Annotated in this window: 14 protein-coding genes and 1 pseudogene; 9 read left to right on the top strand and 6 right to left on the bottom strand. The window is 62.6% G+C overall.

Features of this window, described 5'->3' with window-relative positions; all coding sequences use genetic code 11:
* Positions 1 to 125: 125 nt before the first annotated feature.
* Positions 126 to 2,423, bottom strand: a complete 2,298-nt coding sequence (locus tag MF410_RS12905) for an EAL domain-containing protein (RefSeq protein WP_097627547.1) — start codon at positions 2,421 to 2,423, stop codon at positions 126 to 128.
* Between the two features lie 244 nt (positions 2,424 to 2,667).
* On the opposite strand from MF410_RS12905, the gene MF410_RS12910 reads away from it, so the two are divergent.
* Both MF410_RS12910 and MF410_RS12915 read left to right on the top strand, forming a co-directional pair.
* Positions 2,668 to 4,035, top strand: a complete 1,368-nt coding sequence (locus tag MF410_RS12910) for a TIGR03808 family TAT-translocated repetitive protein (protein ID WP_097627545.1) — start codon at positions 2,668 to 2,670, stop codon at positions 4,033 to 4,035.
* A gap of 100 nt (positions 4,036 to 4,135) precedes the next feature.
* Positions 4,136 to 4,801, top strand: coding sequence for a glutathione S-transferase family protein (locus MF410_RS12915; RefSeq protein WP_097627543.1), 666 nt, complete (start codon positions 4,136 to 4,138; stop codon positions 4,799 to 4,801).
* Positions 4,802 to 4,907: 106 nt separating this feature from the next.
* On the opposite strand, the gene MF410_RS12920 is transcribed toward MF410_RS12915, so the two are convergent.
* A complete protein-coding gene (locus MF410_RS12920; RefSeq protein WP_097627541.1) occupies positions 4,908 to 5,804 on the bottom strand; it encodes a LysR substrate-binding domain-containing protein in 897 nt (298 codons plus the stop codon).
* Positions 5,805 to 5,917: 113 nt separating this feature from the next.
* Here MF410_RS12920 and MF410_RS12925 point away from each other — a divergent pair, with 113 nt between their 5' ends.
* The gene (locus MF410_RS12925) at positions 5,918 to 6,112 is read left to right on the top strand and encodes a hypothetical protein (RefSeq protein WP_097627539.1); all 195 of its coding nucleotides are present in this window, start codon (positions 5,918 to 5,920) and stop codon (positions 6,110 to 6,112) included.
* Between the two features lie 75 nt (positions 6,113 to 6,187).
* Here the strand turns inward: MF410_RS12925 and MF410_RS12930 are convergent, their stop codons facing one another.
* A complete protein-coding gene (locus MF410_RS12930) occupies positions 6,188 to 6,658 on the bottom strand; it encodes a GNAT family N-acetyltransferase (RefSeq protein ID WP_239619797.1) in 471 nt (156 codons plus the stop codon).
* Positions 6,659 to 7,053: 395 nt separating this feature from the next.
* Here MF410_RS12930 and MF410_RS12935 point away from each other — a divergent pair, with 395 nt between their 5' ends.
* From MF410_RS12935 to MF410_RS12950, 4 genes are all read left to right on the top strand, one after another.
* On the top strand, positions 7,054 to 7,800 hold the full coding sequence (locus MF410_RS12935) for a phosphodiester glycosidase family protein (RefSeq protein WP_239619798.1): 747 nt from the start codon (positions 7,054 to 7,056) through the stop codon (positions 7,798 to 7,800).
* 347 nt (positions 7,801 to 8,147) lie between these two features.
* Positions 8,148 to 8,798, top strand: coding sequence for a glutathione S-transferase family protein (locus MF410_RS12940; RefSeq protein WP_097627763.1), 651 nt, complete (start codon positions 8,148 to 8,150; stop codon positions 8,796 to 8,798).
* Between the two features lie 104 nt (positions 8,799 to 8,902).
* Positions 8,903 to 9,157: a type II toxin-antitoxin system Phd/YefM family antitoxin gene (locus tag MF410_RS12945; RefSeq protein ID WP_097627535.1), complete on the top strand. Its 255-nt coding sequence runs from the start codon at positions 8,903 to 8,905 to the stop codon at positions 9,155 to 9,157.
* Positions 9,157 to 9,564: a type II toxin-antitoxin system VapC family toxin gene (locus MF410_RS12950; RefSeq protein ID WP_097627533.1), complete on the top strand. Its 408-nt coding sequence runs from the start codon at positions 9,157 to 9,159 to the stop codon at positions 9,562 to 9,564. The genes MF410_RS12945 and MF410_RS12950 overlap by 1 nt, the downstream gene beginning before the upstream one ends.
* 45 nt (positions 9,565 to 9,609) lie before the next feature.
* Here MF410_RS12950 and MF410_RS12955 read toward each other — a convergent pair whose 3' ends face one another.
* The gene (locus MF410_RS12955; protein WP_097627531.1) at positions 9,610 to 10,230 is read right to left on the bottom strand and encodes a glutathione S-transferase family protein; all 621 of its coding nucleotides are present in this window, start codon (positions 10,228 to 10,230) and stop codon (positions 9,610 to 9,612) included.
* 285 nt (positions 10,231 to 10,515) lie between these two features.
* Positions 10,516 to 10,872 carry a DUF4406 domain-containing protein gene (locus MF410_RS12960; protein WP_183777452.1) on the bottom strand — a complete coding sequence of 119 codons (357 nt, stop codon included), beginning with the start codon at positions 10,870 to 10,872 and terminating at the stop codon, positions 10,516 to 10,518.
* Positions 10,873 to 11,000: 128 nt separating this feature from the next.
* Here MF410_RS12960 and MF410_RS12965 point away from each other — a divergent pair, with 128 nt between their 5' ends.
* Positions 11,001 to 11,756, top strand: a complete 756-nt coding sequence (locus tag MF410_RS12965; protein WP_097627529.1) for a DeoR/GlpR family DNA-binding transcription regulator — start codon at positions 11,001 to 11,003, stop codon at positions 11,754 to 11,756.
* A gap of 110 nt (positions 11,757 to 11,866) precedes the next feature.
* Positions 11,867 to 12,655 (top strand): carbon-nitrogen hydrolase family protein, encoded by a 789-nt coding sequence (locus tag MF410_RS12970; RefSeq protein ID WP_097627761.1) that lies wholly within the window; start codon positions 11,867 to 11,869, stop codon positions 12,653 to 12,655.
* Positions 12,656 to 12,734: 79 nt separating this feature from the next.
* On the opposite strand, the pseudogene MF410_RS12975 reads toward MF410_RS12970, so the two are convergent.
* A pseudogene (locus MF410_RS12975) lies at positions 12,735 to 13,746 on the bottom strand (asparaginase).
* Positions 13,747 to 13,791 lie beyond the last annotated feature (45 nt).

The following is a 13,791-nucleotide window of genomic DNA, read 5'->3' on the forward strand; positions in this document are numbered from 1 at the left end:
AAGCGCGTCGCGATCTTTCAGATTCACTCCTTACGCTTTAGTTCCTTATTTTACGCATGTCGTTGCCGCAAAAGCGCTTCGCGCCTTGCCTGCGAAAAACGCTGCGCAGTTTTGCGCGACGGGTTTTAGAGGCTGCGTGCCCGCAGCAATGCCGGGATCTCCTCCGGAGAAACGGGCTTGGAGAAGCGGTAGCCTTGCGCCTCCTCGCAGTGTGCGTGACGCAGGAAATCCATCTGCGCGTCGGTTTCCACGCCTTCGGCGAGCACCGAAAGCTTCAGCGTCTGCGCCAGCGAAATCACCGCCGAGGCGATGGCAACGGCGGTCTTGTCGCCCGGCAGGGCCTCGACCAGCGAGCGATCCATCTTCAGCCGGTCGAAGGGGAAGGTCTTCAGCGCCGCCAGGCTGGAATAGCCGGAGCCGAAATCGTCGATCGACAGGCGCACACCGAGCGCGCGCAGCGATTCCATCATGGCAAGCGCGCGTTCGGCATCCTGCATTACCACGCTTTCGGTGACCTCGAGTTCCAGCCAGCGCGCTTGCAGGCGGTGGCGCTCCAGCGCTTCGGCGACGTGGCACGCAAAATCCGGATCGGCGAACTGCTTGGCCGAGACGTTGACGGCGACGGTCAGCGACGGCAGGCCCATATCCTGCCATTGGCGCGCCTGGCGGCAGGCCTCGTTCAACACCCAGAGACCGAGGGGAACGATGAGGCCGGTTTCTTCGGCGAGCGGAATGAAATTGACCGGCGGCACCCTGCCCTTGGCCGGATGGTTCCAGCGCACCAGCGCCTCGATGCCGGTGATGCGGCCGGTGGCGACATCGACCTGCGGCTGGTATTGCAGGAACAGCTGGTGGCCGGTAATCGCCTGGTGCAGCTCCTCCTGCTCGCCGAGCGGCATTCCCACCGGCGCGCCACCGCCATCGTGATGCTGCAAGGTGTTGCGGCCAAGCTCCTTGGCACGGTACATGGCGCGGTCGGCATTGGCGAGAAGCTCTTCCGAGGTCGCGCCGTCGAAGGGGAAGGCGGCAACGCCGATGCTCGAGGTGACGGTGATCTCGCCGCCGTCGCTGGGGATCGGCCGGTTGATCGCCTTCTGCAGCTCGCGGAGGCGGCGCGTGATGCCGGCATCGTGGCTCGACTGGTGAACGAGCACGACGAGGAATTCGTCGCCGCCGAGACGCACCACCATATCCGAGGCCCGGATGCTGTTGGCCATGCGGGCGGCGGTTTCCTTCAGCACCTCGTCGCCGGCGGCGTGGCCGCGGCCGTCGTTGATGTCCTTAAAATTATCGAGATCGATATAGGCGACGGTGACCTTGCGGGTGTGGCGCCGGGCCTGGTCGAGGATATTGGCGAGCCGCTCCTTGAGGAAGGCGCGGTTCGGCAGGCCGGTGAGATCGTCGTGATGGGCCATGAAATGGATGCGATCATCGACACGCTTGCGCTCGATGGCGATGCCGGCAATGTGCGTGGCGAGCGCCACCAGCTTTATTTCGTGCTCCGTCGGACGGCGGACTTCCCTGGAATAGAGGGCAAAGGTGCCGAGCACATTGTTCTGCGAGGTGGCGATCGGTGTCGACCAGCAGGAGCGGAAGCCGAACGGCGCGACCAGCGCGCGGAAATCCTCCCACAGCGGATCGCTCATCACGTCCTCGACGATCACAGTCTGGCCACGCCAGGCGGCGGTGCCGCAGGAGCCGACCTTGGGACCGATGGTGACGCCGTCGATCAGCCGGCTGTAGCCGCCGGGCAGATTGGGGGCGGCGCCGTGATAGAGCCTGGTGCCCTCGCCGTTCAGCAGCAGCACCGATCCGTCGATGCCGGTCAGTTGCGCCTCGATCATCAGCACCAGCGCCTCGAGGATCATCGGCAGCGGCTCGTTGCGGGCGATCATTTCGAGCAGGTTCGCCTGCTCACGATGGAGATCCTCCTGACGCTTGCGTTCGGTGATATCGCGGGAAACGCCGATCAGGCCGATGATCTCGCCGCGATCGTTGCGCAGCGGGATTTTCGAGGTCAGCCGGCATATCGGCCTTTTGCCGCCGGGCAGGACGTAGCTTTCCTCCATATCGATGCAGGCTTGCCCCGTCGCCATGATCTGCTGCTCGATATCGAAATGGCGGCGAGCCGTCTCGAAATCGAACAGGTCGAAATCACGCTTGCCGGTAAGCAGATCAGCGCTCTCCAGACCGAGGCTGCTGGCGGTGACGGCGTTGGCGAAGACGAAGCGGCTGTCGCGATCCTTGACATAGAGGAAATCCGGAAGCTCGTGGACGATCGTCTTCAGGCGCAGGTTCTCGATGCCGTCGGAGAGGTGATGGGCGGTCGAGGCCATCATCGCCTCCGTCGCGGCGACGATGCGCCGCGTTTCGGCCGACAGGGCATCGGTCGATTCCCATCGCCTGGCACTCGGTTCGTGCATGCCGTCATTCTCCCCGGAGGCCGAAGGCCTCATCCCGCATAATCACCCCGTAATATTCCCTTCAAAGTAGTCCTCATTCCCTTCGGCTTGCTTAAATGAAAGAGTGAACAAGACGACAAGATCGGCGGCGATATCCTGCCCTTGGCCAAGGCGACAACCGCAATTCCGGCCACCTGTGCCAGAAAGAGACAGGCGGGTCTGGCACGTTTCGTGCTACGGGCGCGTTATGACGAGAGAATCCGGAATGCCTTCACGCCGCGACATGCTTTTCCTACTCGCCGCCGCAGCGGTTGCGGGAGGTTCAGCGCCGCGCGCGCTTGCCGCACCGCTGGCGGCTGCCGGGCAATCCGATCTGCGCGGCGCGATCGACGCGGTGGAATATCGCGCCATTCCCGAAAGCGGCGACCGCAAGACCCGCAACCTGCAACAGATGATCGAACAGGCGGCGCGCGAGAACATGCCGGTCTTCCTGCCGCCCGGCACCTATCGAGTCTCCAATCTCAACCTGCCTGACAATACCCGCATAACAGGCGTGCCTGGCGCCTCACGGCTCGTCTATACCGGCGAAGGCCACCTACTGACGGCGACAAATGTGCGGCGCATCGAGCTTTCCAACCTCGTCATCGACGGCGGCAATCGCTGGCTCGGTGATTATGCCGGCGGGCTCGTCCAATTCACCGGCGTCGACGAGGTGCTGATGGACAATTGCGAGATCGGCGGCAGTCGCAAACACGGGTTGCAGCTGGAGCGCTGCGGCGGACGGATCGAGCGCAGCCGCATATCCGGCGCGGCCGAGGCCGGGCTCTACGCGGTCGATTCCGCCAATCTTTCGGTCACCGGAAATACGATCACCGATTGCGGCAATGGCGGCATTCTGGTGCATCGCTGGAAGAAGGCCGAGGACGGCACGGTGGTTTCCGGTAACCGCATCTCCAACATCCGCGCCAATGACGGCGGCACCGGCCAGAACGGCAACGGCATCAACATCTTCCGCGCCGATGGTGTGATGGTGGTGAACAACCATATTTCCGACTGCGCCTTCACCGCGATCCGCGCCAATTCGGCATCGGACATCCAGATCAGCAACAATCAATGCCGGCGTTCCGGCGAAACGGCGATCTATGTCGAATTCGCCTTCGAGGGCGCCGTCGTTTCCGCCAACATGATCGACGGGGCGGCGAACGGCATTTCGATTGCCAATTTCGACGAAGGCGGCAGGCTGGCGAGCGTCACCGGCAATGTCGTGCGCAACCTCACCCTGAAAGGCCCCTACAAACACGAGGTCGGCTTCGGCATCGGCATTGCGGCGGAGGCCGACACGCTGATTTCGGGCAATGTGATCGAGGGCGCGCCGAGATGGGGCATGCAGATCGGCTGGGGTCCTTATCTCCGTAACGTCGTCGTCAGCGGCAATGTGGTGCGCAAGGCACCTGTCGGATGCGCCGTCTCGGTCGCCGACGGCGCCGGCACCGCCGTCATCACCGACAACGTCTTCCAGGAGACCGCTGAAGGCGCGGTCCTCGGCTTCCAATGGGAGAAGAAAGTGTCGGACGAGATGGCGGGCGGCGCGCCGTACAAACAGCTGACCGTCGAGCGAAACCGGGTCTCCTGAAGAGCATCAAAAGCTTTCATCATCCCATCAGCGGCAAGGACTTTTCCGCAGCCGCTGCGGCCTCTACCCTCTCGGACAATTACATCGAGGGGACAAGATCATGCTGACAATCTACGGAGTCTATCGATCGCGGGCGTCGCGCGTCTACTGGATGGCGGAGGAGCTGGGGCTCGAATTCCAGTCGGTGCCGGTGCTGCAAGCCAGGCGATTGGCGGAGCCCCTGTCCGAGAGCGCGCCGCTCAATACGCACTCGCCCGATTTCGCCGCCGTCAACCCGATGGCGCAGATCCCCAGCATCAAGGACGGCGATCTCCTCATGCATGAGTCGCTGGCGATCAATCTCTACCTCGCCCGCAAACATGGCGGACCGCTTGCGGGACAAACCGTCGAAGAAGACGGATTGCTGACGATGTGGACCGTCTGGGCTGCCTCGCAGGTCGAGCCGCATTCGGTCAGGATCGTGCTGACCTATGACAACGGCCTCGAAAACAGCCAGGAGGGCAAGGAGACGATCGCAGCCGCCTGTCATGCCTTGCGCAGGCCACTTGCCACGCTCGAAGGCCAGCTTGCCGGCCGGCAGTGGATTGCCGGCGACCGCTTCACCGTCGCCGATCTCAACATCGCCGAGGTGCTGCGATACGCCCAGAGCGAGGAGGCGCTTTTCCAGGCACATCCGAATATCGAGGCCTGGATCGAGCGCTGCCAGTCGCGCCCGGCCTACAAGAAGATGCAGGAGACGCGCGGCAGGGAGCCGATCGAGGTCTGAGCCAAAGCGCGTCGCGCTTTAGCTTGTTGTTTTGCGCATGTCGTTGCGGCAAAAGCGCTTCGCGCCTTGCCTGGAAAAACCGCCGCACAGCTTTGCGCGACATGCTTTAGCGGAACAAGGCAAGCGTGCCGGCCATTTCCTCGCGGATCCAGGCCTTGAAGTCCCTGACCTTCTTCGGCTCGCGCGTGCCCTCGGCGGTGACGAAATAATGACCGAAACCGGTGCGCGCCCGAATGCCGAAGGGCGCCGCCAGCCGGCCTTCGGCAAGCGCGAAGGCGGCAAGGGTCTGCCAGGCAAGCATGACGCCCTGCCCGGCGATCGCCGCATCGAGGCACAGCGAGGCATCGTTGAAAACGTGGCGCGTCGCCGGTGTGGCGCCTGACAGTCCCGCCTCGCGCATCCAGACCTCCCAGCTGAACATGGCGCGACCGTCGATGACGGCGGGCAGTTCCAGGATATCGGCGGGCGCCTTCAGTTTCGCCGCCATCTCCGGCGAGCAGACGGGAAAAACCTCCTGCTCCAGGAGCAGTTCGGCCTTCACGTCAGGCCATTTGCCGGTGCCGACGCGGATGCCGATATCGACGTCGGAGAGGGCGGGGCTGACGAGATTGGTGGTTGCATCGAGCCGCAGCTTGATATCGGGATGGCGCTCAGCGAAACGATCGAGCCGGCAGACGAGCCAGCGGGCGGCAAAAACCGGCGCCACCGAGATCGTCAGGATCGTGTCGTCCTTGCGTTGCGCAATCGACACGGCCGCCGAAAGACGGGCAAAGCCTTCATCGAGCGCGGCCAGTACCGGCCGGGCGGCTTCGGTCGTCATCATTCCCCGGGCGGTGCGCTCGAAGATCACCAGGCCAAGCTGCGCCTCCGCCTTGATGACCTGCTGGCTGACGGCGCCGACCGAGACGCCGAGCTCATCGGCGGCCGCCTGCAGCGAGCCGAGCCGACCGACGGCTTCCAGCGCCTTAAGGCCGTTGAGATGCACAGTGTTGAGGTTCTTCATATAGTTTTTCTATAGCAGAGCCGCATTAATCTCAATTGAAAATCCGCTTGAGGGAGCAGAGATTACAGCCTGCGGCGACCATCCCCCGCCGCTTGGAGAAAGCGAGGCATGCCATGTCATTGCTGAAGTTTTTCTTGAGGCCCGCCCTTGCCTTGGGCAGCGCAGACGCTCTCCCAGCCTGGAAGAACGATCCGCTGCGGCATCCCGAGGTCGAGCGCATGTCGATGCGGGAAATTGCCGATCTGCCGATTGGAACAGAGACCAACCTTGCCGCCGAGGCCAAACCGACGCTGGCGAAATGCGCGTGACGATGCGCGCCCGTGTCAGCCGCTCTGAAACGCGCCGCATCACTCGCGTGACGCGACGCGCTTTAGCGACCTGCCTCAGTCCACCGATGCCTGCCAGCAAATCACACGACCGTCCTCCGGATCAATGCGCTCGCCGATGCGGATGAAGCCGTTGCGTTCGAGGACACGTTGCGAGGCGATGTTTTCCACGCCCGTATCGGCCGAAACGTGCGTCACGCGCGGGTCTTTCCGCGCCCATTCGAGCAGTTCGCCGATCGCACGCGTGACATAGCCACGCCGCTCGCGGCTCGGCGCAATGCCATAGCCGACGTGGATTTCGCCCCTCTCAGGCGCACTGATGATGGAACACAGCCCGACGATCTCGCCATCCTCGACGATCATCCAGGCCGACGGGGTAAAATCGGCGCCGATCTCCGCGGCGATCCTCGCCAGCATCTCCAGCACCTCAGGCGGCGCGATGGCGCTATCGGAAACCAGGCGCGTATCTGCGGGCGCGGCGCCGTTCAGCAACCCGGCGAAATCATAAGCAGTCAATTCGATGATCATATTATTCTCGACATTGGACCTGCGCCAGCTTTGGCGCGTCATAGCCGAGCAGCAAGACTAGCCCTCGATTGAATTCGAGCCGCGTCTCGTCCTTCCGCCTCGGCCGGTGCGTTCTGAATATTTTGCGACGGCATACAAAGGCGTTCTCCTCTTCGGGCCTGACCCCGGAATGAGCGGATGCGGATCGATATTGAAGCTCGCCGGCCTCTTTGTCCAGCCGTTACGGAGAACTGGCCCTGGCAGGCTGAAGGGCTGATTCGACAGAGCGGGCAGCGCTTCCGCCGTAGAAAAAACCCTACTTGTCGCCTGCATTCGCGCGACCACGCCAACCCGGCGTCGGAGCCCTATCTGTTTCAGCAAAGAGAATTTCAGTGCCAGCAATTCGAAAAATCCTGTTGGGACTCCTCGCAATTTTAACGGTCGCCATTGTCGTCAGCGCCGGCTGGCTCTGGCAGGTCGCGGGTGCTTACGGTTTCAACACCGTCTTGCGGCGCGGTGGAACCTATTGGATCGACATAAAACCTGACGACGAGCGCCTTTCCGCCTCCGTGCAGTTGGCGTTGCGCCCGGTCATCCCGGCCGTTTTGCCCGGGCCGCTGGTCTGGCAAGAGCCGGAGACGGGCTTCGAGGTGGCGGAACTACCGGTTCTTGCCGATGGCCGCGAAGTCGACCGGATCTTGCTCAGCCGAATTGACCCGGCCCGCTTTCGATTCGTCACCCGTAACGCGGCTGCTGGCGATACCGGCATCGACGAATGGGAGAAGGTTTTGCCTAACGCCGCGCTGATCGTGAACGGCAGCTATTTCGACAAACATGGCAGGCCCGATACGCCTTTCATCAGCGAAGGCATTGCGATGGGTCCTCAGCAATATGACGCGAGGGCCGGCGCCTTCATTGCCGGCAAAGACACTGCCGAGATCCGCGACCTGACGCATCAAGATTGGCAGACAGCCTTTGCCGGCGCGTCGAACGCCATGGTCTCCTATCCGCTCCTGATCGGCGACGACGGGCAGACGCATGTGAATGTGAAAAGCCGCTGGCTCGCCAACCGTACGTTTGTCGCCAAAGACGACTTGGGGCGTGTCGTCATCGGGACGACAAAGGAAGCGTTCTTTTCCCTCGACCGGTTGGAGAGTTTCTGAAGACCTCGCCGCTCAATCTCAAGGTCGCGCTTAATCTTGATGGCGGTCCCGTCGCCTGCCGGAGCGTTCGGCTGGATGGCTATCGGCAAAAATTCTACGCAAGATGGGAGTCTCAGGCGGACGATAACAAAGTAAGCCTGCTCCGCTGGCCGATTTCCGAGGCCAATTGGGCCATGCCGATGGTGCTGACGGTCGAGCGGAAGTAGGTCGGGATCTGGCGATCGTCGCAAGGCCAGCGAGGATTATCGCGAGCATCGGTGTCGGAATCTCATTTCGCCGGCCGTCTTCAAGCCATTGCACAACGCCTTACATCGCATCGATCTAAGGATAATCATATGGAGGAAGCGATGACGATTACCATTACCGCCTTTGAACGCTCGCCCGATCGCGGCCGGGGTCTGGCGCGCGACATGCGCGTTCGCTGGGCACTCGAAGAAGCGGGCCAGCCTTACGAAGTTCGTCTCGTTTCGTTCAAGACGATGAAGGAGCCCGCGCATCTGGCACTTCATCCTTTCGGGCAGATTCCGACCTATGAAGAAGGCGATCTTACTCTGTTCGAGTCCGGTGCGATCGTGTTCCATATCGCCGAGCGCCATGCGGGCCTGCTGCCTGCGGATACGAATGCCCGGGCGCGCGCGGTCACGTGGATGTTTGCTGCGCTGAACACGGTGGAGCCGCCGATCTTCGAGCGCAGCCTCGCCACCATCCTCGAGCGCGACGAACCCTGGTACGAGCAGCGCCTGCATGCGCTTGAGGACAGCATCCGCAAACGGCTGGGGAGCCTTTCCGCTCGCCTTGGCGATGCCGACTGGCTCGATGGCGCGTTCAGCGCCGGCGACTTGCTGATGGTGACGGTGCTGCTCAGGGCGCAAGCATCAGGTCTCTTGGAGGAATATCCAAACCTTGCCGCCTATGTCGCCCGCGGCGAAGCCCGGCCGGCCTATCAGCGTGCTTTCGCGGCCCAGTTGGCGGTGTTCACCGCCGCATCGGCCGTGTGACAAGGGCCCCTTACCATCTTCATCCGATGGATGCTGCTGCTACCCATTGACCCTGCGTCTTTCCATGCTTAAATATCTCAGACAGTCTAGCCAGGAGGCAAATAATGGAATGGCAGTTGCAGGAGGCCAAGAACAAGTTTTCGAAAGTGGTGCAGAAGGCGCGTGATGAAGGCCCGCAGGTGGTCACGCTCCGGGGCGAGCGAACGGCCGTCGTGCTGTCCGCCCGCGACTACGACGCCTTGCGCGCCGGCCGGCCGACACTGGTCGACGACCTGCTTGGCGGCCCGGCCTGGGACGATGAGCTTGCCAATACGGTGGAAGCACGCGCTGCGAGCCCAAGCCGCGACGTGACCTTCTGATGTATCTGGTCGATACCAATATCGTTTCGGAGGCGCGGCGCGGCACATCGCAGGCGATTTCCTGGCTGCGCTCCGTCGATCCGCTGAGCATACACCTGAGCGCGCTGACCCTTGGCGAGATCATGCGCGGCATTGCGCTCAAACAGAGGTCGGACCCGAAGGCTGCGGCGCACCTCACGGAGTGGCTGCGCAAGCTGCGTCATGATCACGGCGCCCGCATCCTGCCGGTAACCGATCAGATCGCCGTGGAATGGGGTCGCATCGCCGCGATCCGGCCACGCGGCGATATTGACGGGCTGATCGCCGCGACCGCGATCGTCCATGACCTGATCGTCGTCACCCGCAACGTCAGTGACTTCGCCGACACCGGGGCCTCGGTGATCAATCCTTGGGAGATGTCGGCATGAGCTCCGCTGCGCCTGCCCCGCAGGCCGCGGCGATCATGCAGCCTATCAGCCGCGATCGTAGGCCAGCGCCCGTTGGACGGCGGGGCGCTGCAGCATGCGGGCGTGATGGTCGCTCACGTCGACGAAGCGGGCGGGATCGACGCCGTCGGACGGCAGCCAATCTGTCATGACGAAAAGATAGGGATCGGCGATCGAATAGCTCTCGCCCATCACCCACGGGCCTTTGAACATCGTCTCTTCGATCAGGGTGAAACAACCGGCCATATTCTCAGGCACCTTGGCCTTCATCGCCTCGAGTGCCGCCTGATCGTCGGCCCAGCGGGAGCCGCGCGGGCGATGGGCATGGTTCACATGCACGGTCGAGCAGAGATAGCAGTTGAAGGATTGCAGCCGCGCCATGTCGAAAGCATCCCCGAGCGGCGCCAGCTTGGCGGCCGGCGCACTTTCCGCGACAAAGCCGAGGATCGCCGGCGTTTCCGTCAGCACGCCGCGATCGGTGACCAGCGCAGGCACCCGGCCCTTCGGGTTGATCTGCAGATAATCCGGCGAGCGTTGCTCGCCATTGGCGAAGCTGAGCTTCCTTGTTTCGAAGGCGAGGCCGGATTCCTCCAGGGCGATCAGGCTTGCGAGCGCGCAGGTTCCCGGCGCGTAGTACAATGTCAGCATAATGGGCCACTCCCTTTCGGCACGTGATATAGCGCAGGGATGGGTGCGCCGGAACTGGGGAGATTGGGTTTTGTCTCTGCGTCGGGCCGCCCCTCATCCGCCTGCCGGCACCTTCTCCCCGTTCTGACGGGAGAGATATGCCGCACCCTCTCAATTCCTCGCAGACCTCTCGTAAGGCACGTCCCCTCGCCCCGTTTACGGGGGTTCGCAGGACGGGTCGAGACCAGCGGCTCGACCCCGGCAAGGGTTAGGGTGAGGGGCATCTTGCCAGGACAAACTCGCCGCTCAGCCGCAGCCCGGCACGTCCTCCAGCCGGTGCCAGACCGGAATGCCGCGCTCCCTGGCGATGCGCACGTCGTTATCCGCCCCCTTGGAGTCGCCCGGCAGCCGCAGCACGCCGTCGCAGAGCTGCAGCAGCCGGCCGGCGACAGGGTGGAAGATCTCTTCGTAGAGCGCATCGCCGACCGACTTGCCGCCGGCGGCGTGCCAGATCGGCAGAGCCACCCATTCGCCGATCATCGGCACATGGCCGGCGGCGAACAGTGCGGGCGAGGGTTCCTCCAGCCGCTCCAGGTTGGCGGCCATCTTTTCCGGGTCGTCGCCCGTTCCCGACCTATAAGGCCCGGCAATCAATATCAACATCATCCACTCCATCGCTGAGCATTCCCGGCGTCATGCACGGGATTTCGTGAAAATGCACGAGATTTCTTGAATGTCGAGTCTTTTCGTGCAATATCGGGCGAATGTGTTTAATTTCGTGCAGAGAGCCTATGCTGACGTCACAACGCAAAACCCTCATCCTCGACATATTGCGCCGTGACGGCCAGGTGGTCGCCAAGCGTGTCGCCGAGGATTTTTCCCTTTCGGAAGACACAATCCGGCGCGATCTCCGCGAAATGGCGGCGGAGGGGCTGTTGAAACGGGTGCATGGGGGCGCAATGCCGTTGGCGCCCGATCTGCCCGATTTTACCGCGCGGCGCAGCGTCTCGTCGGAGATCAAGGCGCGGCTCGGGGCTGCTGCGGCGGCGATGGTCAAGCCCGGTCAGTTGATCTTTCTCGATGGCGGCACAACTACGGCTGAGATCGCCCGGCACTTGCCGCGCGACACGCCGCTGACGGTTGCGACCCACAGCCCGACGATCGCCGCCGAACTCGAGCACCACCCGACGGCGGAGGTGATCCTTGCCGGCGGGCGGCTCTACAAACATTCGATGGTGGCGACAGGCGCGGCGGCGGCGGCGGCGATCTCGCAACTGCGCCCCGACCTGTTCTTCCTCGGCGTGACGGCCGCCCATCCGGTGCACGGGCTTTCCACCGGCGACTTCGAGGAAGCGGCGATCAAACGCCATATCGCCCGCTGCTCGGCCGAAACGCATGTGCTGCTGACGGAGGAGAAGTTCGACCTCGTCTCGCCCTGCCCGGTGCTTGGAATTTCTGAGGTGGCGGGGCTGATCGTGCCGGCGGAAATGCCGGCCGAGCGGCTGAAACCCTATCGCGATCTCAACAGCACGATCGCCGCGGCTTGATCGGCCGGGGAAACCGGGGACGCATGCCAGTTTGACGTGTGGGATCAGACTGCCTAACCTTCGACCTCACGAGGACGATGGCACGGCCCATGCATGAGGAGGAACAGAATTTGACAAGCATTTCCCTTCGAATCGCGCTGGCGCAGATGATGAGCGACGTAAATATCGATGAGGTTTGCGCATCTGCTGCGGCTGAAGGTGCCGCCATCATCTTATTTCCGGAGATGTTCTCAAACGGGTACAGTCGCTTTGATTCCGAGAATGCGGCGTCCCGGCAGGCTTGGATCGACGCGGCAATACCGCTTGATGGTCCCTATCTGGATAGATTTCGACAAGCTGCGCGCAATAATGGTCTCGCGATCGTGGCAACGTTCCTTGAGTACGGAGAGGCAAAACCTTTCAACGCGGCCGTAGTGATCAATGACAGCGGCGAAATCATCCTCCATCAGCGCAAGCGACACATTTGCTTTTTCGACGTCCCGGAAGAGGCTTGCGCCCCAGGCGATGGCTCAAGAGTGGCAAAGCTGAAGACAAAAGCGGGCGAGGTTGCGATCGGCATAATGATTTGTATGGATCGGGAGTTTCCCGATGTAGCATCGGATCTCGTTCGGAACGGCGCGGAGATTATTCTCGTTCCAAACAGCTGCCCACTCGTGGACGATCCAAGCGTAGGTGACGTGCGCGTGGCGGGGGTGCGAGCACTGGCCTTCCAGTCCGTCGTGGGGATAGCCGTGGCCAATTATCCGGTACCGAAAGACGACGGTCGTTCTTTCGCCGTCGATCCGCTAGGCAAGGTTCTTATTATGGGCGGCAAGCAGCAGGAATTGGTCATAGTAGACTTCGATATCAATGAGATCAGGGCTGTTCAGAAGCGAGAGTGGTTCCGACGAGCCCGATGACCTGTGTTGACGCCGTCCCATTGCTGGGTTCCGTTATCTCCGAACCGCTAAATACTTCCTGATAAAGGTATTGGCTCGTTTATTTTCCAGTCAGCACGGACGTGACTTCTGATATCGCCGACATGGATGCCATTCCAATTGCGCATCGAGGTTGCGGCAAAGGCCGTCAGGGCGGCGTGCACTTCGCTTTCCGTCTCGAAGAAACGGGCAAGTGTCGCCGCCACCGTGGCTTCGGCGGCGCGGGTGGCGCCATCGTCGCATTTCAGGGCGATGGCGATGCCCTTTTCCGGGATCGCGGCGCAGAAGACGCCCTCGGCGCCTGTCTTGGCGAAAATGCGGCCGGGGGCGAGCTGCATCAATTCCGTGCAGGCGCGACCGGTACCGGCGACATAGAAGGGCTCGGCCATGCAAGCCTCGATCAGCCGGCGGGATGCCTTGGCGCGCAAAGGTTCCAAGCCGACGCCCGTCGCCATTTTTGCAAAGCCGTGGGCAAGGCTCTTGAGCGGCACGGCATAAGTCGGAATCGAGCAGCCGTCGGTGCCGCAGCTCTCGGCACCGAGCACGGCGCCGGTCAGGCTTTCTATCGCCGCGCGGATCTCGACCTGCAGCGGGTGCTCATAGCCGACATAACCCGTCGGTTCGATATCCTGATGGCAGCAGGCGCAGATGAAGCCGGCATGTTTTCCCGAGCAATTGTTGTGCAGCGCAGTCGGCGCATCGAGCGCACGGGCCTGCTGGATCAGGACCTTCTGGCTCATCGACCAATGGGCGCCGCATTCCAGCGCCTCGGCATTGCGGCCGGCCCGCGACAGCATGGAGGCGGCAAGCGCCACATGCTCGTCCTCGCCATTATGCGAAGCACATGCGAGCGCCAATTCCTTATCGCCAAAACCATAGGCATCGGCCGCGCCGCTCTCGATCAGCGGCAGCGCCTGCATCGCCTTGCAGGCCGAACGCGGGAAAACGGCGGCTTCGATATCGCCGAGCGAGAAGACGAGCTTGCCGTCACCATCGACGACAGCCACCGAACCACGATGGCGGCTTTCGACGAGCAGGCCACGGGTAACTTCGACGGTGACGGGATTGGTCATGAGCTCTCATCCGGATGCTGGCGGGATGCCGCAGGCATAACGCGT

The sequence above is a fragment of the Rhizobium sp. C104 genome (assembly GCF_022354505.1).
In the GTDB taxonomy this organism is placed as follows: Bacteria; Pseudomonadota; Alphaproteobacteria; order Rhizobiales; family Rhizobiaceae; genus Rhizobium; species Rhizobium redzepovicii.